22 protein-coding genes are annotated in these 26,331 nt (G+C 40.5%); 7 read left to right on the top strand and 15 right to left on the bottom strand.

The genetic code is table 11. The features are described 5' to 3' along the window. Positions 1-20: 20 nt before the first annotated feature. Positions 21-389: an Asp23/Gls24 family envelope stress response protein gene (locus tag AC1D69_RS01235; protein WP_495454328.1), complete on the bottom strand. Its 369-nt coding sequence runs from the start codon at positions 387-389 to the stop codon at positions 21-23. Positions 390-705: 316 nt separating this feature from the next. Between AC1D69_RS01235 and cax the strand changes: the two genes are divergently transcribed. Continuing rightward, positions 706-1,776 (top strand): calcium/proton exchanger, encoded by a 1,071-nt coding sequence (cax, locus tag AC1D69_RS01230; RefSeq protein ID WP_495454327.1) that lies wholly within the window; start codon positions 706-708, stop codon positions 1,774-1,776. Between the two features lie 110 nt (positions 1,777-1,886). On the opposite strand, the gene AC1D69_RS01225 is transcribed toward cax, so the two are convergent. The 5 genes from AC1D69_RS01225 to AC1D69_RS01205 form a co-directional block, all read right to left on the bottom strand. Beyond that, positions 1,887-2,174 carry an Fpa/YlaN family protein gene (locus tag AC1D69_RS01225; RefSeq protein WP_495454326.1) on the bottom strand — a complete coding sequence of 96 codons (288 nt, stop codon included), beginning with the start codon at positions 2,172-2,174 and terminating at the stop codon, positions 1,887-1,889. Between the two features lie 131 nt (positions 2,175-2,305). Next, positions 2,306-2,551, bottom strand: coding sequence for an HPr family phosphocarrier protein (locus AC1D69_RS01220; RefSeq protein ID WP_495454325.1), 246 nt, complete (start codon positions 2,549-2,551; stop codon positions 2,306-2,308). A gap of 92 nt (positions 2,552-2,643) precedes the next feature. Next, positions 2,644-3,759 carry an aminopeptidase gene (locus AC1D69_RS01215; RefSeq protein WP_495454324.1) on the bottom strand — a complete coding sequence of 372 codons (1,116 nt, stop codon included), beginning with the start codon at positions 3,757-3,759 and terminating at the stop codon, positions 2,644-2,646. A gap of 119 nt (positions 3,760-3,878) precedes the next feature. Further along, positions 3,879-4,703 carry a hypothetical protein gene (locus AC1D69_RS01210; RefSeq protein WP_495454323.1) on the bottom strand — a complete coding sequence of 275 codons (825 nt, stop codon included), beginning with the start codon at positions 4,701-4,703 and terminating at the stop codon, positions 3,879-3,881. A 156-nt stretch (positions 4,704-4,859) separates the two neighbouring features. Beyond that, complete coding sequence (locus AC1D69_RS01205; RefSeq protein WP_495454322.1) at positions 4,860-6,827, bottom strand: sensor domain-containing diguanylate cyclase; 1,968 nt, start codon at positions 6,825-6,827, stop codon at positions 4,860-4,862. A 475-nt stretch (positions 6,828-7,302) separates the two neighbouring features. On the opposite strand from AC1D69_RS01205, the gene rpsD reads away from it, so the two are divergent. Continuing rightward, positions 7,303-7,902: a 30S ribosomal protein S4 gene (gene rpsD / locus AC1D69_RS01200; RefSeq protein ID WP_495454321.1), complete on the top strand. Its 600-nt coding sequence runs from the start codon at positions 7,303-7,305 to the stop codon at positions 7,900-7,902. A 377-nt stretch (positions 7,903-8,279) separates the two neighbouring features. Continuing rightward, complete coding sequence (locus tag AC1D69_RS01195) at positions 8,280-11,384, top strand: transglycosylase domain-containing protein (protein WP_495454320.1); 3,105 nt, start codon at positions 8,280-8,282, stop codon at positions 11,382-11,384. A 253-nt stretch (positions 11,385-11,637) separates the two neighbouring features. Here AC1D69_RS01195 and acsA read toward each other — a convergent pair whose 3' ends face one another. After that, on the bottom strand, positions 11,638-13,365 hold the full coding sequence (gene acsA / locus AC1D69_RS01190) for an acetate--CoA ligase (RefSeq protein ID WP_495454319.1): 1,728 nt from the start codon (positions 13,363-13,365) through the stop codon (positions 11,638-11,640). A gap of 247 nt (positions 13,366-13,612) precedes the next feature. On the opposite strand from acsA, the gene AC1D69_RS01185 reads away from it, so the two are divergent. Then, positions 13,613-14,245 (top strand): GNAT family N-acetyltransferase, encoded by a 633-nt coding sequence (locus AC1D69_RS01185; RefSeq protein WP_495454318.1) that lies wholly within the window; start codon positions 13,613-13,615, stop codon positions 14,243-14,245. A gap of 102 nt (positions 14,246-14,347) precedes the next feature. On the opposite strand, the gene AC1D69_RS01180 is transcribed toward AC1D69_RS01185, so the two are convergent. The 4 genes from AC1D69_RS01180 to AC1D69_RS01165 form a co-directional block, all read right to left on the bottom strand. Next, positions 14,348-15,040, bottom strand: coding sequence for a 5'-methylthioadenosine/adenosylhomocysteine nucleosidase (locus AC1D69_RS01180; RefSeq protein ID WP_495454733.1), 693 nt, complete (start codon positions 15,038-15,040; stop codon positions 14,348-14,350). Between the two features lie 190 nt (positions 15,041-15,230). Beyond that, the gene (ccpA, locus tag AC1D69_RS01175) at positions 15,231-16,244 is read right to left on the bottom strand and encodes a catabolite control protein A (RefSeq protein WP_495454732.1); all 1,014 of its coding nucleotides are present in this window, start codon (positions 16,242-16,244) and stop codon (positions 15,231-15,233) included. A gap of 104 nt (positions 16,245-16,348) precedes the next feature. Beyond that, positions 16,349-16,687, bottom strand: coding sequence for a bacillithiol system redox-active protein YtxJ (gene ytxJ, locus AC1D69_RS01170; protein WP_495454317.1), 339 nt, complete (start codon positions 16,685-16,687; stop codon positions 16,349-16,351). Between the two features lie 87 nt (positions 16,688-16,774). Continuing rightward, positions 16,775-17,224, bottom strand: a complete 450-nt coding sequence (locus AC1D69_RS01165; RefSeq protein WP_495454316.1) for a hypothetical protein — start codon at positions 17,222-17,224, stop codon at positions 16,775-16,777. Positions 17,225-17,453: 229 nt separating this feature from the next. Between AC1D69_RS01165 and AC1D69_RS01160 the strand changes: the two genes are divergently transcribed. From AC1D69_RS01160 to AC1D69_RS01150, 3 genes are all read left to right on the top strand, one after another. Next, complete coding sequence (locus tag AC1D69_RS01160; RefSeq protein ID WP_495454315.1) at positions 17,454-17,978, top strand: type 1 glutamine amidotransferase domain-containing protein; 525 nt, start codon at positions 17,454-17,456, stop codon at positions 17,976-17,978. A 403-nt stretch (positions 17,979-18,381) separates the two neighbouring features. Further along, the gene (locus tag AC1D69_RS01155) at positions 18,382-20,745 is read left to right on the top strand and encodes a family 14 glycosylhydrolase (protein ID WP_495454731.1); all 2,364 of its coding nucleotides are present in this window, start codon (positions 18,382-18,384) and stop codon (positions 20,743-20,745) included. Between the two features lie 89 nt (positions 20,746-20,834). Next, positions 20,835-21,449 carry an alpha-amylase family glycosyl hydrolase gene (locus tag AC1D69_RS01150; RefSeq protein WP_495454314.1) on the top strand — a complete coding sequence of 205 codons (615 nt, stop codon included), beginning with the start codon at positions 20,835-20,837 and terminating at the stop codon, positions 21,447-21,449. Between the two features lie 124 nt (positions 21,450-21,573). Here AC1D69_RS01150 and AC1D69_RS01145 read toward each other — a convergent pair whose 3' ends face one another. The 4 genes from AC1D69_RS01145 to AC1D69_RS01130 form a co-directional block, all read right to left on the bottom strand. Further along, on the bottom strand, positions 21,574-22,038 hold the full coding sequence (locus AC1D69_RS01145) for a 2-thiouracil desulfurase family protein (protein ID WP_495454313.1): 465 nt from the start codon (positions 22,036-22,038) through the stop codon (positions 21,574-21,576). Between the two features lie 37 nt (positions 22,039-22,075). Then, the gene (gene ptsP, locus AC1D69_RS01140) at positions 22,076-23,827 is read right to left on the bottom strand and encodes a phosphoenolpyruvate--protein phosphotransferase (RefSeq protein ID WP_495454312.1); all 1,752 of its coding nucleotides are present in this window, start codon (positions 23,825-23,827) and stop codon (positions 22,076-22,078) included. Then, on the bottom strand, positions 23,824-25,710 hold the full coding sequence (locus AC1D69_RS01135) for a glucose PTS transporter subunit IIA (RefSeq protein ID WP_495454311.1): 1,887 nt from the start codon (positions 25,708-25,710) through the stop codon (positions 23,824-23,826). Before AC1D69_RS01135 ends, ptsP begins: the two co-directional genes overlap by 4 nt. A 187-nt stretch (positions 25,711-25,897) precedes the next feature. Further along, the gene (locus tag AC1D69_RS01130; protein ID WP_495454310.1) at positions 25,898-26,326 is read right to left on the bottom strand and encodes a CoA-binding protein; all 429 of its coding nucleotides are present in this window, start codon (positions 26,324-26,326) and stop codon (positions 25,898-25,900) included. Between the last annotated feature and the right edge of the window lie 5 nt (positions 26,327-26,331).

Genomic DNA, 26,331 nt, shown 5'->3' with positions numbered 1-26,331 from the left:
TACCCATGAGAACAAGATAACTACATGCCAATCTCGTCATCTTTAAAGGCAACGCCTTCGACTTTGACATTGACTTCGACCACATGTAGACCTGACATCGTCTCTACAGCTTCACGTACATTCTGTTGCAACATACGACATACTTCATGTATAGGTGTTTCATAAAGCACGATAATTCGTAAATCAATAGCAGCCTCTAGCTGTCCTACTTCTACCGTGACCCCTTTTTGTACGTTTTTCCCACTAAGACGTTTAGCCCATCCTTCGGACAGTCCTCCAGACATAGCAGCAATACCTGGTGTCTCCAGTGCTGCCATGCCGGCAATCTTCGAGACGACATCATTCGAAATCCGTATATTTCCCATTTCCAGTTGAAGTTGTTCCGTCATGCCCATCCCCCCCTTATACCTCATTATTCGTTATTGTAAATCCAAAAGGATCTAAAAGCAAATAGTCATTTACAAGTTGAATCGACACTGCCATCTTTTATTCAAAGATGGCACCCGTTTCAGCGGAAATATAAGGAATAGAGTATCAAGAATCAAATTCATAATTACGCTAGTCGATTTAGATGCATCGGCGATTATGAAATTGATTCAAGTGAAACTTATACTTTCTTATATTCCAAAAAATGTTTACAACACCCCACTAAATGGGTATATTTTAAAAGAATTTGAAAATACATAAACTTTTGAGGTGTTAGAAATGAAAAAATGGATGAATCCATCCCTACTTATCATTATGTTTGTCTTGAGCGCAGTGGGTCATTATGCTGGATGGGATCCTACACTCCAATTCATACTCTCCGCCATTGCGGTTGTATTCGTTGCTGGATTTCTAGGGAAAGCTACTGAAAATGTTGCTCATTATGCAGGTCAAAGACTCGGTGGGTTTCTTAATGCAACCTTCGGAAATGCGGCTGAACTTATCATTGCGATCTTCCTTGTTAAAGAAGGTCTATACGATATGGTGAAAGCCAGTCTAACGGGTTCGATCATTGGTAACCTTCTTTTAGTTCTTGGTCTAAGTCTTTTTGCAGGCGGACTAAAATTCAAAGTACAGAATTTCAACGTATCGCTCGCTGGACTGAACGGGTCTCTCATGATTGTAGCTGTGATTGCTCTGTTTATACCCGCTGTTTTCTTCAATACACACGTGATTACAGAGAAGGAGACTTCCATACTAAGCCTAGTTGTAGCAGGCATTCTAATCTTGGCCTATCTCGCTTGGCTCCTGTTCTCTATGATCACACACAAAAAGTATTTATCCGACGTCACCGATGAAACTCAAGAGGAGCTTCCTCATGAACGTGAAGCTCATTGGTCTAAGCGCAAATCCGTCATATACCTTATCGTAGCCACCGTTATGGTTGCGTTTGTTAGTGAATGGCTTGTAGGTACACTGGATTCCATAACCGCACGTTTTGGCTTTAGTGAGATATTTGTTGGAGCTTTCTTAGTAGCCATTATCGGGAATGCTGCCGAGCATAGTGCTGCGATCATGCTAGCTATGAAGAACAAGATCGGTGCCTCTGTTGAAATAGCTGTGGGAAGTAGTCTACAGATTGCTCTATTCGTAGCTCCTGTACTTATCTTCATTAGTTATTTCATGGGCGATACAATGGATATTGTGTTCACCTCTATCGAATTAGTTGCTATTGCTGTCGCCGTGTTCATTGCAAAATCTATTACCCAAGATGGATCAACGAATTGGTATGAAGGGCTTCTACTCATAGCCGTATATATTATTCTGGGCGTATCTTTTTTTCTCGTCTAAAAAGCCTCAGCGTATAATTGATTCAAGTGAAACTTGTACGTAATCAAAAAAAATGCATGTCCGTAAACTCGGCATGCATTTAACTCTATGTATGCCTGTGGTTCCACAGGCTACTCTTTGTTGTTTAAGGCTTCATATAGAATGGCCAAATTACGCTCAAGCTGACTAACCAACTGTCTACCCGCAAATTCCTCTAATAAACCTATACGTATTGCAAAGTCTACTTCTTTTGAGAAACCATACATCTGTGTATCCAGTACTTCTTCATAGAGAGGGCAATAACGCGTTGCCAAGTTCTCCATCTGTACTTCAATAAGTTTTTGAATTTTATCTGCATCTTCTTGTAGAAGATTAATCGCTTTGAGATTCAAATGGTCCTGTAAATCAGACGAAGTCATGTCTCTTCCCCCTATGTCCAAAAGTCACCGCTTTAATTCTATTCTTAATATTAGTCGAAAATACGTGTCAATACAAGAACCCCGAAAAAAAAGCACCCTTACTTATACAAGTAAAGGTGCTTTCGCTCCTATTAGTCAGTGATGACTTCAATTTGCAAACCATGTTTCGCAAATACTTCTGTCATAGCTGCCTTCGCTTCATCTGCATCTGGACCATGAACATGTAATTCATAATCCTTATGGCTAACAAGCGTAGTAAATAAGCCCAAAATACTCTTTACATCGATATACTTGTTGTCTGCTTGAAGTACGATGGAAGAACTGAACTTACCTGCTGTTTGAGCAATTTCTACAACCGCTGCATTGTTACTGGACATAGGATCCCTCCGTAACTTGTATTATTTATCGTTATTATTTTACATATTTAATGATACCTTGAATCCGCTTTCTGATGCAAGTCATTTCTATGTTATTTAAGTTGATCTGGATTTAATCCTTGAAGTTCCGGAATGACAAATAATCCATCCTTACGGATAAGAACATCATCGAAATAAATCTCTCCACCGCCATAATCAGGACGTTGAATCAATACCAAGTCCCAATGGATGGATGAGTTGTTTCCATTATCGGTAACATCATAAGCTTGACCAGGGGTGAAATGAAGACTCCCTGCAATTTTCTCATCGAATAGAATATCTTTCATGGGATGAAGGATATATGGATTGAAGCCAATTGCAAATTCACCAATGTAACGTGCACCTTCGTCAGAATCTAAAATATCGTTAAGGCGAGCTGTATCGTTGCTTGTCGCTTCCACAATTTTACCATCTTTAAAGGTAAACTTAATATTCTCGAAAGAGATACCATTGTATACAGTTGGTGTATTGTAACTAATCGTACCATTTACAGAGTTACGCACAGGCGCACTATATACTTCGCCGTCAGGAATGTTCTTCTCTCCTGAACATTTCTCAGCACCAATTCCTTTAATAGAGAACGTAAGATCCGTACCTGGACTTGAGATCCGGACTTTATCCGTTCTTCTCATTAGATCGGCAAGTGGATCTTGAGCAGCGTCCATTTTTCCATAATCAAGATTACATACGTCAAAGTAGAAGTCTTCAAAGGCTTCCGTACTTTTGTTAGCCAATTGAGCCATACTTGCGTTAGGGTAACGAAGAACTACCCACTTCGTATTGTTAACTCTCTCTTGACTATGTACTTTGTGATTATAGATAGAGTTGTATAATTTCATTTTTTCTTCAGGTACGTCAGACAGATCATTTACATTCTCTCCTGCACGAATACCAATGTAGCAATCCATTTTCTTCATACGCTCCAAATCAAGCTCTGCCCAAGTCTCCATTTGCTCCTTTGTCGCATGAGTAAACATGGTACGCTGAACTGATTTATCCGTAAGTTGAACGAAAGAGTTTCCGCCTTTTTTGGCTACCTCTTCTATAATGGCTTTCATCAGATCGCGTTCACTACCGATCATTTCAATTAGTACATTTTCACCAGGTTGTACATTCACAGAATATCCAACCAAATTTTTAGCAAGTTTTTGAATTCTAGGATCATGCATAACTTGTTTCTCCTCCTCGATGTCAATCCATATCTTTTTTTGAACGACGGTTAATTCATAGAACATTGTATCATGATCAAAGTGTCAAGTCAGCAGTAGATGAACGATTCCTAAAGAGATTAGAGTTGAAAAGAAACATCATTCACTATGGATTCAATCTGCTCTATCCCTTCCTGATCCAAATAGGACATGTTACTCTCGGAAGTAAGTCTGATTGGGAGATTACTTGTACGATCTATAGTCATATGATAAATTGTACCCACTTTAGCCTCTTTCAACATCGCCTGAAGTTGCTCATCTCCTTTCTTCCAAATCCCATCAAGTTCAGAGCGAACTTTTGAAGAATATAATGTTCTCTGCTCGACTAATTCCTGTCTTAGGGCATTCATTTCACTACTTAATTGTTTGTCCAGCCACTTCAGAGCATCTTCTGGCTTCAGTTCAATACGAAGGACTCTAGTCCCTCGAGAAGCTCCTCTTTCCTCTGTAATGACCTTGCCGTAGCCACTGATCTCTTCTAACTGATCTAGAGGATTAAACCGGATAAGCACCTGATCCGCTTGATCAGTCGTACTTGATGTATGAACCCACTCTCCATTCATATGAAGAAAATCTGCAGATTTATTTACCTTTTCTTGAACTGAGGTCATATTCTTTTTGCTGGCACTTTGAACAGGTAATATATTTTGCATAGTCAGCTGGTCATGATTAGTTAGTTTTCCTTCATAGGCAAAATGTTGTTCGAATTGCCGTTGTTCATTTCTTCTTAATGCAGCCTCCCCCATAAAAGTAAGTGCCTCCGTTCCCGCTAATCCACTTACAGAGATTTGGAACTGTTCTTCTGGAGAGGTAGTGGTTGAGAAGAAGTTACATCCAGATAAAATGCAGCATAGCCCTACGATGGAGATACACATTCCCCATGTCCGCCCACGATATGTCATCATGATTAGCTCCTCATCTACGAATTTCCACAATATTTTGTTATTAAGGGTATGACATGTTTGTTATACTATATCGTTCCCATTCTCATCTGGATTATAAATGTTTCCATTAGCCTGTATGCAGACAAAAAAAGTACCTTTTTAAAAAAGGTACCTTCGTTATACGTTTCCATCTTCAACTTGAATCTGGTTACGCCCATTATTCTTAGCTCGGTAGAGCGCCATATCTGCCATGTAGAACAAAGCATCAACACTTACTAACTCATCCATCCAAATCCATTCTGATATGCCACAGGACACAGTCACAAGAGGTTCTGTCTCTTCTTCAACCCGTTTACGAATTCTTTCCGCAACCACAATTGCTTGTCTTACCCCAAGTTGTGGTAAATATATAGCCAGTTCCTCTCCACCCCAGCGTGCTGCAAGATCGGTTTGTCGGATAGAGCTTTTAATAATACCACTGACCTGTTTAAGAATTTTGTCCCCTTGTTGATGTCCGTGCTTATCATTTACTTGTTTAAATTGATCAATATCCACCACAATTAACGAGCCGCAGAAATCAAGCATTTGCCTGCTATGTATTACTTCATCTAGGTAACGACGAGCATAAAGATCTGTTAATACATCACGATTTGCCATACGTTTTACCTCAGCGTGTAGCAATGCGTTGCTCACAGAAAGTCCAATATGATTGGATAAGGTTTGTAATAACCGGTAATTCTCATAGGTGAAGAAATGTAACTTATGATGAACTAGCAGTATGGCTCCAATCACTTCTCCTTTAACAATAAGTGGAGTTGCAATCAATGATTCGGCACCCGTATGTTCCATAAATATAGAAGGAATCCTCATGTTCACTCTATAATCAGATAAAATAACAGGTTCACCTTTTCCATATACCAACCCACCAAAACCATAGTCCTTATCAAACACTTCTTTTTCTAAAGAAGGCACATTACAGGACACGACTTCTAATACGTCCAACCCTTTATTATATTGAAGAATACAACAATAATCTGCTTTGAAAATATTTAATAACTCTTCGTTTGAAAATTTATAAATTTCGGACAACCGAAGACTTTGATTTACACGTTGTGTTAATTCATTGATCAAACGCAACTCTTGAATAAGTAATTTGGATTGCTCATATAATTTTGCATTCTCAAAGGCGTTCCCCGCAGTATCGACTAAGGTTGTCACTAACTGTAAATCAAGTTCCTTCAGAAAGTCTTTCCCAGCAAGCAAATAGAAAACACCATACACGCCCTGTGTACCTCCAAGTGGAAATCCTATTTCCAGCTTGTCGTCACCGTTCTCAAATTTGGATTCTTGAATGGTCAATTTACCATCCCTGAAGGTGCGAACTCTTACATCGTCTTCCCATGTTTGAAGAATGAGTGGTTTCACACGTGGGTTATCACTATGATGATCTTGTGACATAAACAATTGTAGCGAGGCTCCAGGATAAAGAAAGGCAATACTATCTAGTACTTCTGTAAGTACCATGTCAACATCAATATGATCATGCATTCGTTCTACAATTTGATATAAGATTGCGGTACGAGCTGCTTCATCATTGGCCTTCTTTTGTTCGCTCATCATATCTTCCACAAATACATATTCAAATCTTTTATAAAAGCAGCTGTTAAAAAGAATCGACATCGATGTAATGATTTCCATTTCTCCGTTTTCAATTCTTGATTTAGGAAGAACACACACCATAATGGCATAGATTTCTTGATATCCACGTGTGAATACAGGAAATAATCCGATGGAGTGCTGCTCTTTGTATTCATCCATAATCTTTGTTTTATTACTTAGACATTCTTCCAACAACTGGGGAGCATCATGATTCAGATAGTCCGATATGGAAACATCTCCAGCTGCCCAAGTACCATCATATCGTAAAATGGTCCACGACGAATGTTTCATCATAGGCAATGCAGATGACATCTCCTGCCAATCCAAGAAACTTTTCGCTAAAAGCACATGGATATATGGCAAATCATATGTCGTAATGTCCAAATTACGCATCCAGAAATTAACCGATTCCAAGGAGTCTTCCTCTATAATACTATCCCTGAGTAACCTCTCATGCTTTGAAACGTCACTTTGATTTTCGGACATAAGCATATTGCTCCTTTACACTAGTTTGAAAGGGTTATCTGTATGTCACTCTATTAAATTTCGTAATAACGATCAACCCAACCCTAAAGTAATTTGATTAGACATAATAATACAGAATACATATACAATAATCATATTCTACTCTCTTCACACTATATTTGCACCTACATTTCATATTTTTGTCCTATGTTTTTGGGACCAAAGCCCTATCGACAAATTTAGTCTTTTTTCGAATACACTGAGACTTGACTTTTACCTTCTCTATCATTTAGAATTAGTTGTTGAACAAGCGATTTTTTGTTCGAGAATTTGGGCGTAACGTTGTGTCACCCTCACGTACTTTGTTACTGACAAGACAGCGGCTGAACTTTCATGTCAGTTGTGCTTTGGGCCCATGAGCCGCAGCACACACGAAACAAAATACGGCACAAATAGAACCCTACAGAATTTCAATTATAAAGGAGTCTACTATACAATGGCACGTTACACTGGTCCTAAATTTAAATTAAGTCGCCGTCTAGGCATCTCACTAAGTGGTACAGGTAAAGATTTGAAACGCCCTTTCCCTCCGGGTCAACACGGCGCTAATCAACGCAGAAAGATCAGCAACTACGGTATGCAGTTGCTTGAGAAACAAAAACTGCGTCACATGTACGGCTTGGGTGAGAAACAGTTTAAAACTCTATTTAACAAAGCTCAAAAAATGCAAGGTATCGCTGGTGAGAACTTCATGTTCCTACTAGAAAGCCGTTTGGACAACTTGGTTTACCGTCTAGGTTTCGCGAATTCCCGTGCAGGTGCTCGTCAATTGGTATCACATGGTCATATCACTGTAAACGGTAAGAAAGTAAACATTGCTTCTTACATGTTGAATACAGGCGATGTTATCGGACTTCGTGAAAAAAGTCGTGGTCTTTCTTCTATCAAAGAAGCTCTTGAGAACCGTACACACCTTCAAGGTTACTTGGAATTCAATGACACTGCTTTAGAAGGTAAATTCATTCGTTTCCCTGAACGTGCTGAATTGTCTCAAGATATCGATGAGAAACAAATCGTCGAATTCTACAACCGTTAAGATCTTTACCGAAGCTTGGAACTCCTGTTCCAAGCTTTTTTTATACAATAAATTAATCAGATCTTGAATTTAGTAAGCTCCTCTTCACTCCCTCAAATTCATCACTACCGATTAATGTTTATTACAAACTCCATATACTTCAGCCTCAGTTCATCGGTTAATGACATAACATATAATTTACTACATATAATTTACTACATATAATTTACTACATATACTTAACCTCCCCATCATTCGATATTTCTCGACTTATCTATACCATCTCAACGTTAAAAAAAAGTGAAAATTCATCATTATTAATGGTCCGCAAGGATAAAGAGATTCAAATGTCGTATTTTATGCTATAATAGTTCCGTTAGAAGGAGGATCTATTACGAATGGTTGATACAAATAAAAAGGACCCTAAACAAGAGCGCCCTTCAAAGAAATCCTTTGGACGGATATTAGGAATTACGCTACTTTGGCTCTTTGTCTTTCTTTTCATGGGGATACTCTTAGTAGGAGGAGCTGGGATCGGGTATGTCTCTTCTATTGTTCATGACGAGCCCGTACGAACAAGAGCTGCAATAGAGCAAAAAATGAACCAAAACTCAATTACTGGTTTTGCCTATTTCAGTGATGGTACACCGATCGGCCAACTACGAACAGATGAAGATCGACGGCCTGTAGAATTTGATCAAATTCCCACTCTTGTGAAGGATGCCATTATCGCAATCGAGGATAACAATTTCTCTACACACAATGGCATTGACATGAGCGGTACGCTTCGTGCGGTTAAGCAAAGAGTTCTGAACGAATCGATCCAAACAGGTGGAAGTACACTCACGCAACAGCTCGCTAGACGCGTATTTCTCAATCTAGATCGAACAGACAACCGTAAAATCAAAGAAATGCTTCTCTCTTTAAGACTCGAACGTATATTGACTAAAGATCAAATATTAGGGGCCTACCTAAATAAGGTGCCTTTCGGCACCGGTGCAAATGGGTATAATGTGTACGGCATCAAAGCTGCTGCAAAAGGTATCTTCAATATTAATGATCTAAACAAACTAAATATTGCTCAAGCTGCTTATTTAGCAGGGTTACCACAGCTTCCCTCTACATACTCAGCCTTTAACGGCAAAGGTGAATTTAATCCTACTGCTTTCAAACGTGCGATGGATCGACAAAAATTAGTATTACGTCGTATGCTTGAAGAAGCGAAGATTACAAACGGTGAATACAATGAAGCCTTTGCATTCGACATCAAGTCAACGCTAGCTCCTCAAACAGAGAAGGCATACTCTACCTTCCCTTACCTTATGATGGAAACGGAGCGCAAAGCGGCAGAAATTCTTATGACATTAAAGGCTGCTTCTTCTGGGAATAGCAACCAAACCGTGAAAGCGAATAATGAGCTTCTTGAAGAAGCTAAATTACAGCTGACCACCGGCGGATATCGAATCTACACGACTATTAATAAAAGTGTATACAATTCAATGCACTCTATTGCTGACAACGATAACAATTTCAATCCTGATAGCAAGACTAAAGGGATGGAACAAACGGCTGCAATGATGTTAGATAACAAAACGGGTGCGATCTTAGGCATGATTGAAGGACGCGATTTCTACGAAGAGCAGATGAACTATGCTACTCAAATGGTACGCCAACCAGGGTCTGCCATGAAGCCGATTGCAGCCTTTCTACCGGCGCTTGAATCGGGTTTCATTCAACCAGCTAGTATCGTAGATGACGCTCCCATTATTTTAAAAGATGGTCAAAAGGGATTTCACATCCCCAAGAATTCATCAGGAGGTTATGAAGGACTTATTACAGCTCGTTATGCACTCAATAAATCCAAAAATACAATTGCTCTAAAATTATTTAATAATGTCGTAAGTATCGATAAAGCATGGGAATTTACTAAAAAACTTGGAATTACCACCATACAAAAAGAAGATTATGGTGCACAAACAGGTGTACTCGGTGGATTAAAGTACGGTGTGTCTGTTGAAGAATTAACGAATGCCTATAGTTCAATTCCGAACAATGGACAATTTCTTGATGCTTATATGATTGAGAAAATAACTGATTCTAATGGTGCAATTGTTTATCAACATAAACTAGAACCAGTGACAGCCTTCTCTAAACAAACGGCATACCTCATGACTGACATGTTACGTACTGTTATTACTGAAGGCACCGGAAGTACCGTCAAAAACAAGTATAAGTATTGGAAAGAGGTTCCCATCGTAGGTAAGACAGGATCAACGCAGAATTACGCTGACGTATGGTTTATGGGATATTCTCCAGATATAACTCTTGGCGTATGGGTTGGTTACAAAGAGTCTGTAAATGTACTAGAAGGCGACCAGAAAAAGAATGCTCAGAACATATGGACACTCATCATGAATGAAATGATAGCGAAGAAACCAGAACTCTTTGTTACATCCAAGTTCGAGAAGCCTAGTGGACTTACAACAAAAACAGTATCCGCCTATAGCGGTAAACTACCAACATCTCTAACCAACAAATTTGTTACTGACTTATTTAACGCTAAGTATGTTCCTAAAGAGAGCGATGATGGCATTGCAAAAGCTAAATATATTACTTACAACAATGTGAATTATATCCCTCAGGATACTACACCGGAAGATATGTTAAAGGAAAGAGTCGTCATTAAACGTGAGAATCCTATTCAAGAATTGATTAAAGAGCTACAAGCTGCATTTACTGTGATGAAAGATCATGAATCCATTGCGTTCTATTTACCTAAAGACGCAACCAGTGATATGCCAACTCTAATCGATCCCAGAGTAGATGATGGTAATTCACCTACATCACCCAAAGATGTCACATTCTCTAATAACAATGGTTCGGTAAAAATTAGCTTTAGACGTAGCGGATCTCAGGATGTTGTAGGTTATCGACTTTATCGTTCACTGAACGGCAGTAGTTTTGTGAAGAATGGAAGTTCTTTACTCAGCGATGATCCTAAAGTATTCACAAGTAAAGCTTCAGCGAGTGGTCATTATGAATTTTACGTTACGGCAGTCGATGTAGCCGGTAAAGAATCAGCACCAAGTGCAATTGTCGGAAACAGAAGCTACCAACCGCCTGTTGAACCAGAGGTTGGTATCACAGCCCCTGGTAAAGAGAATACGCCCGATGAGACCGATCAGGGCACTCCAATTGATGAACCTATCGGAGAAGTCCCACAGACGACGCCTACAGCTCCTGCTCAGCCTACAATTAATTCGGTGGAGAATGGCATTCAGATGGATTGGGCCATCGGCAGTAATGATACGGAGCGCTTTAATATCTATTTCAGCAAAGAACAGAATGGAAGTTATTCACAGATTGGTTCGAGCCAATCATCTAGCTTTCTCTATGTTACCAACTCGGCTACAGGTTGGTATCGTGTAACAGCTGTCAATAGCATTGGAGAATCCGAATCGTCCTCTTCCACTTATTACGAAAAGAAGATGCTTGTTGAGTAAGTTCAACGTTAACGCTGGGAGCGGACGGACCGTTGTTTACGCGGGAAGAGTATCTACAATCTAAAAAAATCAGAAAAGAAACCTCTCTAAAATGGAAGTACAACTAACCATTTTAGGGAGGTTTCTTTTGTATATCCGCTATGGATCAACTCTGCTAGCTAACGGAACTGCATCCGAAATCAGAAGAGCTGTCTCCAAAGTATAAATTCACTTATGGGACAGCCCCTCCTATTGTTCGAACGATACTTGAGACTTAATCATCAATCGTAGATAAATCGCCTGTCGGAAGATCTAACTCCCATGCCTTCAGCACACGACGCATAATTTTACCTGAACGAGTTTTAGGTAGCTTATCCTTAAATTCAATTTCTCTTGGTGCAGCGTGAGCCGATAATCCCACTTTAACAAAGGTATAGATCTCCTCCTTTAATTCGGCTGTTGGAGCATATCCTTCGCGTAATGAGATAAAAGCTTTGATAATCTCTCCTCGTATCGCATCCGGTTTACCGATCACACCTGCTTCTACTATAGCCGGATGCTCCAATAGTTTACTTTCCACCTCAAAAGGACCTATTCTCTCCCCGGATGAATTAATTACATCATCAATTCTTCCTTGGAACCAGAAGTAACCTTCGTCATCCATGTAAGCCGAATCGCCTGAGATATACCATCCCGGAACGCGAAAATATTCCTCATATTTAACAGAGTTATTCCATATGCGATTCATCATCGATGGCCATGGAGCCTTAATCGCTAAATTCCCCATCGTATAGGGTGGTACCGTATTTCCTTTATCATCTTTGATGGTCGCTTCAATTCCAGGCAGAGGACGTCCCATAGATCCTGGTTTAATCGCCATCCCTGGATAATTACATATCATTTGTGCACCTGTTTCTGTCATCCACCAGGTATCATGAATACGTTGCCCATACGTTTTATTTCCCCAACGAACGACTTCCGGGTTCAAAGGTTCCCCGACAGAGAGCACGTGTCGAAGACTACTCAGTTCATATTTGGAGGTGACATCCACCCCTGCTCCCATAAGCATTCGAAAAGCGGTCGGGGCACTGTACCATACGGTAACTTTATATTTATCAATGGTTGCATACCAATCTTGTGGGCTGAATCGTCCACCCCTAACGACATTTGTTACACCATGAAGCCAGGGTGCAAAAATACCATAGGAGGTCCCTGTGACCCAACCTGGATCAGCTGTACACCAGTAAACGTCATCCTCACGTAAATCTAGTACAACCTTTGCCGAATAATAATGTTGAATCATCGCATTCTGGACATGATATACGCCTTTCGGTTTACCTGTTGATCCTGATGTATAATGCATAATAAGACCATCTTCACGATCCAACCATTGAAGTTCTAACGCAATCGATGCTGATTCCATTTCATCTCTATAGCTTATCAATGAATCATTCTGATTATCGGGTTCTCCGATAACAATGATATGCTCTAAGTCAGGTAATTCTCCTCTCGTAACTCTACCCAATAACTGTGGAGTTGTGACCAACGCGATTGCACTACTGTCCACTAAGCGATCCTTCACCGCAGTTTCCATGAAGGCCTCGAATAAAGGTCCTACCACCGCTCCTACCTTAAGAATACCAAGCAGACAGATATATAACTCTGGACTACGGGGCATAAATATGAAGACACGGTCACCTTTACCAATTCCGTATTTACGAAGAACATTACCAAATTGGTTCGATTGATCTCTTAATTGTCGAAATGTATACGTTTCTTCTCGATTCGCATCACTGTATATCAGTGCTACTTTGTCTCCTTTTCCTTCTTCCACGTGACGATCGATGACTTCATATGCCATATTACATTTACCTGTTTCATACCATGTAAAGTGACGTTCAACATCTTCCCAATTAAATTCCTTCCGAGCCTGTTCGTAGTCACCCATATTAGTTATGCTGTTCACACTCGGTAACAGTTCATTATTATGATTGATTTCCATTTGTATCTATCCCTCCATAAGTAGCTTCTTAGGAACAAAAAAGATAACGCTTACAAAATTCGCTATTTTTATACTTTCGAAATCGCTTATCTAGTAAACTTCTGTCATAATAACAATCATAGTGGAAATGCTTATATTTGTGACTAAATTATGTCAGAATGATTATAGCATAGGTATTAAATCTCTGTCATTGCTTTTCATTTAAATTTTTATTTGTTATAAGTAGAAATAAAAGGGGAGTTACGCGATGAACCATCCTAAACTTTACCATGTCCAACCTTTACCCTTTCATGATCGGATTCTAATCGTTGAAGGTCCTGTTTCTGTTGAAACCCTATCCCAATTAACCCTTCATCCCGATCTTGATGCATTTCGTCGACCTCAAGAACAACATCAAGCATTGATTGAAATTGCAGGATTAGAAGAAGGTAGAATTATTATTACCCGTGATGAGCTCACTATTGTTGGATATGTGACCTTCCATTACCCTGATGAACAAGAACGATGGTCTCAAGAACATATGACTGATTTAATAGAACTAGGCGCAATTGAAGTTGCCGATGAATACCGTTCATTAGGTCTAGGACAACAGATGATAAAGACAGCCTTTGAGGATAATCAAATGGAACAATATATTGTATTTACTACTGAATATTATTGGCATTGGGATCTAAAGGGGAGCGGCCTTAACGTATGGGATTACCGCAAGATGATGGAACGGCTTATGAAGATTGTTGAGATGGAATGGTATGCAACCGATGATCCAGAGATATGTTCTCATCCAGCTAATTGTCTTATGGTACGAATCGGGAGGGATGTTCCACTATCTTCAAAAGAGCAATTTGATCATATCCGATTCCAACAACGGTTTATGTATTAATTTTTTCTAGAGTAAATAAAAAAAGCTCATTTCCCTACTGACATATACATTAGCAAAGCTGACGCATATCAGGAGGAAAACGAGTCTAATGGAAGATTCCTATTAAATTCGACTAATCATAAATTCTAAAATGGCATGTGAACGTTTCGATGCTTCAATAGTAAATTCAGTAAAATTAACATGTGCGGATCCATCCGCTTTATCAGACATCGAGCGAATAATGACGAAAGGGACATCGTTCATATAGCACACTTGTGCGACCGAAGCTCCCTCCATCTCCACACAGGAACCTTCCATTTCATTATGTAGCCAGGCAACTGTATCTCGATTTGCAATAAATTGATCTCCAGACAATACTTTCCCTAGTATGTAATTTCCATCGGCAACCTCACGACAAGCCTGTTCAGCTAGAGCTATTAAATCTTTATTCGCCGGAAAGGCCGATACCTCTTGGTAAGGAATAACACCACGAGAGAAACCTAAAGCAGATACATCGAAATCATGCTGAATACACTCTGTAGAGATTACGATATCACCAATGGACAGATCTGGATGTACAGCTCCTGCTACACCCGTAAATAACACTTTAGAAACTCTAAACTGGTCAATCATGATCTGTGTAGTAACAGCTGCATTAACCTTGCCAACACCTGACTTACATACAACGACAGATTTACCTTGAAAGGATCCTTTAACATAACGTATGCCGGCCCTTGTTATTTCCTCACTCTGCTCCATGCCAGTTAGTAACAACTCAATCTCTTCGTCCATGGCACCTATTAATCCTATCGTCATTTCATTGGTTATCAATTCTACAAGCCCCCTCAGCTATATCAGTCTAAATCAATGGATCGCATCCTAGAAGAAACGTTTGCACTCTCCTTTTTAGCGAGATGTACATGATTCTTTCTAATGGATAACTATTTACTATTTAAAAAAAGCCCCTTAACGGAGCTTTCAATAAATCGATATGTTGTTCAGTAAGTTACTCTTCATTCACATGACTAACGGAAAGACGAAGAATGGTTTCATGAGGTAGAATAACCCGCGGATTATCCACATTCTCTTTCTTCATTAGTTTGGTCAAAAGTCGCATCGCTACAGCACCCAAATCGTACATTGGTTGTGCTACGGTGGTCAGTTGTGGTCGCACCATCGATGCCAAATGAATGTTATCTACACTAATTATAGAGAAGTCATCTGGAACTTTTAGACCTTCATCTTGAATGCTATGGATCGCACCTATAGCCATTTCATCTGTTGCAGCAAAAATTGCAGTCGGCTTCTTTCTCAGACCAAGAAAGTATTTCATAGCCTCCACACCAGACTCATAACGATAATTACCGATACGGACCCAATCTTCCCGATAATCTATTCCTGCTTTTTCTAAAGCTTTCTTGTATCCTTGAAAACGAGAATATCCATTCGCAGGATCCTGAAGTGTTCCACTGATCATACCAATCTCACGGTGACCATGCCGAATCAACGTATTCACTGCATCGAAAGCTGCCGCTTCATGGTCAATATCAACTGAAGGATAGTTTCCTTGTTCATCTCTCGTTGCACAGAGCACAACGGGTACTGCAGATGTCTGGAAGGCTTGTATATGTTCTTCTGTAACCGTTCCGCCCATGAACAACAATCCATCCACTTGTTTCTCCAACAAGGTGTTAATAACACGTATTTCCTTCTCTTTCTTCTTATCAGCATTACACAGAATAATATTGTAATGATACATATTCGCAATATCTTCTATGCCTCGAGCAATTTCTGCGAAAATAGAATTAGAAATATCAGGAATTACAACACCAACCGTTGTAGTCTTCTTACTGGCGAGACCTCTCGCCACCGCATTTGGACGATATCCCAAACGTTCAATCGCCTCATATACTTTCTTCCGGGTCTGTGGCTTAACGTTGGGGTTGTTATTGACAACCCTAGATACCGTAGCCATAGATACGCCTGCCTCACGCGCCACATCGTAAATGGTTACTGTCAAATTCTTTCGCTCCATTACAAATAAATTTTCATTCGTTCAACCCAATATAATCAATATTACGACAATTTACTACTTTGCGCAATGATAACGCTTCATAATTAAGATTATAATTCCTCTTGTAGTGCACTAGATGTAATATAAGAATGAGATGTATGCCAAACTGGCTTTTTATCTTTTACTAGCATAACTTGTGGAGATTCATGCTGGAGCCCAGTCAGAGCAGCTGCCTCAAGAGATGTTGGGCGATCTTCAACGACATAAATAATGCCGTATTCAACAGACTCATTAGGTTCATCCTCTAGATAGGACATCACTTGTTGGTATGCATTGGCACTGATAGGACAACGAGTGCTATGTTTAAAAAGAAGTAGAGGCTTGTCATATGATGATTCCAATGCAGCATTTAACTGATCAATAGTAGTCAGTCTAGTCATCGTAGCCATTCGTTATACCTCCTAATCTCGTATAATTCTTTCATTATCGTAACAAAAAACGACACAAAAAGCCAACAAAGCGCATAAAACCGCTAATCATTTGTACGAAGTAGCTTTTTCTCGATTAAATTCTACTAAAAGGGTTGAAAGTTGACCTAATCGATGTCGAAGATTCTCAATCCAACTTCTGTCTTGGATGCTCTCAGCATGCTTAAATAAATCAAGCAATAGATTAATTCGATGATGGGTGGCATCTTTGATTGCATTCTCTATCTCTATAGAACAATCACTCTCCTCTTGAGAGAGCACCTCAAAAATAACCTCTGATATCTCATTGACCTCTGTAAAGGATATCTTTCTTTTACGTTTCTCTTTCACAAGGTCTTTCATATAATCTGTCAAACCAGGTTTTATAGGTGGCAATAGATCGTACTTTGAGCACCCTTCACATGTTCGCATAGGTACATGAAGAATATGTACATTGCCTGCTACTATGGTACGTAATTCTAGTCTCATCTGTTGACCGCACTTACATTGTCTATCCATTATTAACACCTCATATATTTCTAATATGTCTTGAATAGATAATAAATAAGTTGATCTAAATTCTATTCGACCTTATGTAGATTAAATCCTGCAAAAAAAGTGGAACGTTTAAATTACCGCTTTCACCAAAAGGTGGAGTGCAGAACTATGTTGTGGACATCCTTTTTGTTAGAATAGAGTAATCCATAGGTTAAATCCTTAATTACACCCAAAGAGGAGTGATACAAAAATGAGACTTTTAGGTAAAAAAGTAATTGCCCTTGTTAGCGAAGACTTCGAAGACTTAGAATTGTGGTACCCAATCTATCGATTACGTGAAGAAGGCGCTGAAGTGCATCTTGTTGCAGAAGATAAAGGACAGACGTATATCGGTAAATATGGTGTTCCTGCCAAGAGCGACTACTCTTTTGAAGAAGTGAATAGCCAAGACTATGACGGTATTCTTGTACCAGGCGGCTGGGCTCCTGATAAATTAAGACGCTACAGCAAAGTCATTGAACTTATTAAAGAAATGGATGCGGATCGCAAACCTATCGGACAAATATGTCATGCAGGTTGGGTATTGATCTCTGCACGTATTCTAAATGGCGTACAAGTGACTTCAACTCCAGGCATCCGTGATGATATGGAGAATGCCGGTGCCATTTGGAAAGATGAAGCCGTTGTCGTTGATGGACACATTATTTCTGCTCGTAGACCTCCCGATCTCCCTCCCTATGGTAAAGCTTTTTGTGACGCTTTAGCAGGTAAGTAGCCACCTCAATCCCATAATCCACTCCAAGTAACTGTAAAGCGCAAGATATTACTATTACATTGGGGTGGATTTTTCTAACTTTATAAAAAACAAGTATTGTCAAATATGTAAAAATAATATAACATAATTTTGCAAACGATTGCATTCATGATTAATGTTTGATCCCCTGTTTTAATTCTACATGTTAACTGGCATAACGCCCGCCGCTTACTTGTCTCCAAGTCACAAGAAGAAACACAGTACAAATGGGTTACCGTGTCTACTACGAGAACGGCCTTTTTAAGAAATGCGGTAATCGCTTTCATTTAAAAAAGGAGGATTGGTAGATTTGAATTCAAGTAAACTATTATGGAGGAAGGTTCGTGTTGTTGCTTTAGGTTTTTTCTTATTCTTTTCCACGATTATGGGCTTATTAAGTAACTCAAGTACAGTTAATGCAGATGTAGCAAATGACTTCAAAGCATCTGTTATGGCACCTCTCACCAAGATTACAGATTGGAATGCGTTTAAGAACCAACTAAACACACTAAAAAGTAACGGTGTCTACGCACTTACAACAGATGTATGGTGGGGTGATGTAGAAGCTACAGGTGACAATCAATTTGATTGGAGTTACTACAAGACTTATGCAAACGTTGTCAGTGAATCTGGATTGAAATGGGTTCCGATTCTGTCAACACATACTTGTGGTGGAAATCCCGGGGATGACTGTAATATCCCTATCCCTTCCTGGCTCTGGAACAAAGGTACGGCAGATGAAATGAAATACAAAAGTGAGACTGGTTATGTGAATAATGAAGCTATCTCACCATTTTGGAGCGGTATTGGGCAACAATACAATGATTTATACGCCTCGTTCGCTACTAACTTCACTAGCTACAAAGCTCTTATTCCCAAAATCTACTTAAGTGCTGGACCTTCAGGTGAACTTCGCTACCCTTCCTATTACAATTCAGCAGGCTGGAGTTATCCTTCTCGTGGTAAATTCCAAGTATACACAGACACGGCGAAGAATGCGTTTAGAACAGCTATGATTAGTAAATATGGTTCGTTAAGCGGTGTAAACTCAGTATGGAGTCTATCCCTAACGGATCTGAGCCAGATCAACCCTCCAAGTGATGGAGACTCGTTCTATTCAACAGGTGGTTACAATTCCACTTACGGAAAAGACTTTCTTAAATGGAATCAAAGCGTCCTTGAGAACCATCTTGGCGTAATTGCTACAGCGGCTCACAGCAACTTCGATTCTGTGTTCGGCGTTCCAATCGGAGCGAAGATCTCTGGTCTCCACTGGCAGTACAACAATCCATCAGCCCCACACAGTGCCGAGAATGCAGCGGGCTACTATGATTACAACACACTTATTCAAAAGTTTAAAGACAATAATCTCGATTTAACATTTACCGCGTTGGAAATGAATGATGATGGAAGTGCACCTGCTTATTCAAAACCTTCCACGCTAGTAGATACCGTATCTTCCATAGCAAATAGTAAAGGCGTTCGCTTAAATGGTGAGAACGCTCTACCTACCGGTAACTTTCAAAAGATTCAAGAGAAAATAACAACATGGAAGTATAATGGATTCACACTTCTGAGACTTGCTAATGTCGTCAATAGTAATGGATCGGCTACTGGAGATATGGCTGGTTTCAAACAATATGTCATTAGTCACACGAAAAACACAGACTTGCCACCAGATGGAAATACCGTCACGGTCTATTACAAAAAGGGATATGCTACGCCTTATATCCATTACCGCCCTGTTGGGAGTACGTGGACGACTGCTCCAGGAACAGCTATGGCAAATTCCGAAATAAGTGGGTATTCCAAAATTACCCTCAACATCGGATCCGCTTCCCAATTAGAAGCGGTCTTTAACAATGGTGGCGGTACTTGGGACAACAATAATTCAAACAACTATCTGTTTAACGTTGGCACATCCACTTTCACACCTGGTGCGAATGGTTCAGTGGGTACGATCGTAACAGGACCTCCCGCAGGCACTGTTGTTGATACGATTGCTCCAAGCGTACCTACCAATGTAGTGGCTACAAGTAAAACAGAAACATCGGTTTCCTTGAGCTGGACTGCTTCCACAGATGCTGTCGGGGTAACTGGCTACGAAATCTGGCGGGATGGTACTAAAGTGGGAACATCCACTTCTACCAGCTATACCAACACAGGATTAACCGCAAATACGGCTTACAGTTTCACGGTGAAAGCTTTCGACGCGGCGAGTAACATCTCTGCTGCAAGCACCGCACTTAGCGTAACAACTTATACCGCATCCACTGGCAATTCAGTCACGGTCTATTACAAAAAGGGATATGCTACGCCTTATATCCATTACCGCCCTGCTGGGGGTACGTGGACGACTGCTCCAGGAACAGCTATGGCAAATTCCGAAATAAGTGGGTATTCCAAAATCACCCTCAACATCGGATCTGCTTCCCAATTAGAAGCTGTCTTTAACAACGGTAGCGGTACTTGGGACAACAATAATTCAAACAACTATCTGTTTAACGTTGGCACATCCACTTTCACACCTGGTGCGAATGGTTCAGTGGGTACGATCGTAACAGGACCTCCCGCAGGCACTGTTGTTGACACGACCGCTCCAAGCGTTCCCACCAATGTCACTTCTACAAGTAAAACCGATTCATCCGTTTCCTTATCCTGGACAGCATCTTCGGATGCTGTCGGGGGTACCGGCTATGAAATCTGGCGGGATGGTGCCAAAGTGGGAACATCCACTTCTACCAGCTAAACCAACACAGGATTAACCGCAAATACGGCAAAGTTGGAGATTATTCCAACTATCTAGATGCTTCTCTCGATTTCCCAATGTATTACACCATGAAAAATGTATTCGGTCATGACGCCTCAACCACTCAAATAAGAGATCTTTACACGCAAGATTCAAAGTATCGTGATTCAAGAATGAATGGATTATTTATTGATAATCATGATGTGAAGCGTTTCCTAAATGATGCCTCTGGCAAACCAGGCAATGGGGCTGACAAATGGCCACAACTGAAGGCTGCTCTAGGGTTTATGCTTACATCACGTGGAATCCCAATTCTCTACCAAGGTACAGAACTAGGCTATAGCGGCGGGGATGACCCTTATAACCGTGAGGACGTAGTACCTAATGCTAATCACGAACTCTACAAATACATTACTAAAATCAATGCCGTGCGTAATAGTCACCCCGCATTGCAGAATGGTTCGCAAAAAGAAAAGTGGGCTGACAATGCCTTCTATAGCTTCCAACGTTCCAAAGATGGCGATGAAGCAATTGTACTCATTAACAATTCATGGAACACCGAGACTCGGACGATTGGCAATTTCGAGAACTTCTCTAACGGACTAACCCTGACAAACCAACTTGGGTCGGACCATGTTCAAATTAACAATGGCTCGATTACGGTTACTTTAGCTCCTAAAGAGGTCAAAATCTTTACCAAATAAAATACCTGATCATGCCTTGTTATAAGCGCCGATTTGGATGATTACCCTACTCATTAAAAAGAATGGATAGATTCATCAGAACAAGTCTGATTCTCCATCCATTCTTTTATTTTAGAATCGTGCTCTAGATGTCATCAAGAATATCGGCTAACTGTTCTTCTGAGATGACTCTTAACCCATTCCTTATAAGCAAAGCCGTCGTTACACCATTTCCAACGATCTTATCACCTGTAAATTCACCATTATATATCATAGAACTCCCGCACGAGGGACTATTCTCCTTAAGCACAATTACTTCTGCATGAATCTCCTGCGCTATCCTTAGCGTTTCGTAAGCCCCTTTAACATACATGTCAGTTACATCTTTACCTAACCTATTGATGACCTGTGCACTCCCCTGAAGGACATCTTCGCCATCTCCTCCAACGATCTCTGCTGGCTCCCTAGGTGTAGTGAATCCTCCTAACAATTCAGGGCATATCATGATAGCTTTATTGTTGTCCACCAACTCTTGAATTCTACTGTCTAGGCGATGTGTTCCGTTATATCTCACTTCTAACCCTGCTAAACAAGAACTCACCACGATCATTGATGCCACCTCACGATCCAATTATATCAATGAATTCTTAGTCTACAGCAATAGAGCGACTGCTTCTATGAGAATCATGGTAGTCATTTAATAATTTTTCAATCTCCGTGTTTGTATGCATTTGTAGACATTCTTTCGCTATACGCTTATCTTCCTCAGCAGATGTATTTAGAAGGCGATGCTTAATTCGAAGCAAAGATTCCGGTGACATACTGAGATCACGTACGCCTAACTCGATCCATAATGGAATAGAGCGCTCGTCTCCAGCCATTTCACCGCACACACTAACCGGGATACCTGCATGTCTTGCAGCTTCCACCGTTGATTTCAGCATACGAAGGATAGCTGGATGATACGGGTGATACAGATGTGCAATTTGTTCATTCATTCGATCCACAGCAAGCACATATTGTACGAGGTCATTCGTGCCAATACTAAAGAAGTCACTTTCTTCTGCTAACAAATCAGCGATCGCAACTGCTGCAGGCACTTCAATCATAATCCCAACTTCGATATCTCGATTATAAGAGATCCCTCTGTCATCTAAATCAGCCATCGCTTCACGTAGGATTTCATTAGCTCCACGTACTTCTTCAACAGAAGAAATCATCGGATACATAATCTTCACATGCCCATAATCACTCGCTCGTAATATTGCGCTCAACTGAGTCTTGAATAGTTCCTTGCGATCTAGACTAATCCGTATTGCACGATATCCAAGGAAAGGATTATCTTCTTCTGGTAGAGAGAAGTAATCTAAATGCTTGTCCCCACCGATGTCCAAGGTGCGGATGACCACTGAACCATTACCAGCCATTTTTTCTGCAACAAGACGATATACCTCAAATTGTTCATTCTCGCTAGGAAACGTCACGCGATCCATATATAAGAACTCTGTTCGGAAAAGTCCTACCCCTACGGCACCATATTTTAAAGCCATATCCATTTCCTTGACAGAGCTTATATTGGAGGAAAGATTCATTTGAACCCCATCTTGAGTCACCGCATCTACTGATGCTAAGAGTTGGAGTTGTTCTTTCTTATGCAGCTGTTTGGTCCGTATGCTTGTATAATGAGCTATCATGGATTCATCCGGATGAACGTACACATGTCCTTGATCACCATCAACAATAAGCATATCACCCGTCTGAATCGGTACTTTCAGATTGTTCTCCAGACCACATACAAGTGGGATTCCAAGTGCTCGTGACATGATAGCGGAATGAGATGTCTTCCCACCAATGAGAGTCGTAATTCCGAGTACGTGAGATGGGTTCAAATGAACAAGCTGAGATGGGGATAGTTCCTTAGCCACCAAAATGTAGGGTTGCGTATCCTCAGGAAGTGTAATCTCTGGTGCACCCAGTAGATGCTTTAATAATCGATTACCTACATCCTTAATATCTAAAGCTCGTTCTTTCATATATTCATCATCTAACAGATCAAACATCGTTACAAAATGATCTATAGCTTCTTTTACAGCAACTTCTGCCGCTTTGTATTGACGTTCAATGATGCCTTGTATTTCATTCATAAAAATGGGATCTTCCAATATGGCAAGATGGGCATCAAAGATACTGGATTCTTCCTCGCCCACCACTTCTTTGAATTCATTTCTAATGAACTCAATTTCATGTTTAGAAGTTCGTATTCCCTCATATAATCGTTCAAATTCTTTAGCAAGATCTATGGTTTCCAATCTGGATTCAGGTAAGTCCCATTCCCAACTAGGCAATACGAATGCTTTACCTATTGCGACTCCTGTTGCCGCTCCGATGCCTTGTATCATGATTCAAACCCTCCAACGTTCCTGTCGTGTAATACAACAGACATCACGGATGCCTGCCCTTTCTTAACACCTTTAAAAGGAGCAAAGCTCCATGATTTCACTCGTTCTGGGTTAGTTATAACCATTGGAGTTGCCAGTGATGCAGCATGCATACGAATATATGCCAAATCAAATTTGACAAGCAGCTGACCTGGAACTACGGTATCCCCTTCTTTAACTGCAGCTTGGAAATGTCCTCCCTTGAGTTGAGAAGTATCAATTCCTATATGAAGTAGCACCTCAAGACCTTCTGGTGTCGATATACCAATCGCATGCATCGTCGGATACACATGAATAATCGTTCCATACACCGGAGAGACCAATTCATCTCTATCAGGTATAAAAGCCACACCATCCCCAACTAACTTCGCAGCAAAAATATGATCTGGTACCTCTTCAATTGGCAACATTGATCCATGCACCGGGGCGCTGAATAGAACCTGGGGCATCACCCTCTGCCTCAGCTTATTAACTTCTTCACGAATTAATTCTGAATAAGTGCCAAAGACAACCTGAACATTGCCCCCACCCAGCTTAATTAACCCTGCAGAGCCAAGAAGCTTAAGAGCGTTGCTATCTATAAGCCTATCATTCTTAACCGTTAGGCGAAGACGCGTAATACAAGATTCTAACTGTACAATATTCTCCTTACCCCCAAGTGCTTCCAATATGAGGGGAGCCTGATAGGGGATACTTCCTGCCCAATCTTCCAATGTTGATCCTTCTTCTCGTCCTGGCGTTGGAATATGGAATTTGTGAATTGCCCATCGAAACAACACATAATAGATAATTCCATACACAATTCCAATGGGAATAAGCATCCATGCATTATGTGACAGATGAAAATTCAGTACATAATCGATAACCCCAGCAGAATAAGAAAATCCATGATGAATATCTAATGCATATGTAATCCACATCGCTATTCCAGATAACAACACGTGAGCGATAAACATATATGGAGCAACAAACAAAAATGCGAACTCAATTTGCTCAGACACACCTGTAAGGAAACAGACTAACGCCGCTGTTAAAAATGTCTTTTTAATCTTGGGTTTAAGATCCTCACGTGCTTCATGGATGATCGCCAATGCTATACCAGGCAAGGCAAACATCATGATGGGAAATAGTCCTGCCATAAATGATCCTGCAGTAGGGTCACCCGCGAAATATCGTGGTAAATCCCCTTGAACGATACTTCCATCTGACGTGGTAAATGATCCAACCTGGAACCAAAACACATTATTCAACAAATGGTGCAACCCAAAGGCAGTAAGAACACGATATAACATGCCGTATAAGAAAAGTCCGAATCCTCCCAAATGGAGAACCATGTGTGTGAGTTCATCAAGACCCCGTTGCAAATAGGGAGCAACGCCTAACATCAACCATGAGAATACAGCTGAGAATAACCCCATAATCAACAAGACAAACCTAGAGCCTCCAAAAAACTGAAATACTTCTGGAAGTTTGATATGTTTAAATCGATTATATAATCCACCTGCGATCATTCCGAAGATGATTCCGATTAACGTAGATGGTTGTATGCTGCCGTCACCTAAATGTTTCATGACTTGCTCATAGATGAACATTGCCGATAATGCAGCAAGCCCAGCAGGTCCTGCTTGATTGGCAAGTCCCCAAGCTACTCCGACCGCAAATAAATAGGGCAAGAAGAAAAAAATACCTTGACCAGCCCACGTACTAACCTCAGCTATGGATGGAAGTCCCCAAGCTGCCCAAGGCAGACTACCTACGCTTAGCAATATAGCGGCAGCAGGTAATACCATCGTAGGGAGCATGACTGCTCTTCCGAGCTGCTGTAAAGATCCCAACCAATTCAAGGTGACACTCCCCTTCCTCCACACGATCAACTACAAATGGTTTCTCATTTACGCTTGATCCTATGTATATTGATCGTAAGCCCTGATAGACATTTTGTCAAAACAAGTATAAACGGTCTTTCCGTCCTTTAGCGGCGAAGAAACGTTTAGCGTAAAAAAAGACCCCGAAGGGTCAATTTAATTTCACTTACGTATTCTTGCTCGCAATAGCATCCTCAACTTTAATACAACGATCCATAATAGCAATCAAACCATTCTCTTCAGCAATGACAGCAGCTTCTTCACTAATAATCCCCTGCTGAAGCCATAGTAATTTTGCTCCAATTGCTACTGCTTCTCGGGCTACTTCTGCACAATACTCACTGCGACGAAATACATTTACTATATCGATTGGATCGGGTATGTCTTTTAGCGATGCATAACACATTTCACCTAGTATTTCCGTTCCGCTTGCAGCAGGGTTAACGGGAATTATCCGGTACCCTTTCTTCTGCATCGTATAAGCAACCATGTACGATACACGATCTGACTTATCCGATAATCCCACTACCGCAATGTTACCTGCGTTCTTCAGTATTTGGCCGATCTGTTCTTGTGTTGGATTAATAAAAGACATCTTTC

The sequence above is a fragment of the Paenibacillus sp. Y301 genome (assembly GCF_059445505.1).
The sequence above is the reverse complement of the archived record's forward strand: the minus strand, read 5'-3'. Positions and strand labels throughout refer to the sequence as shown.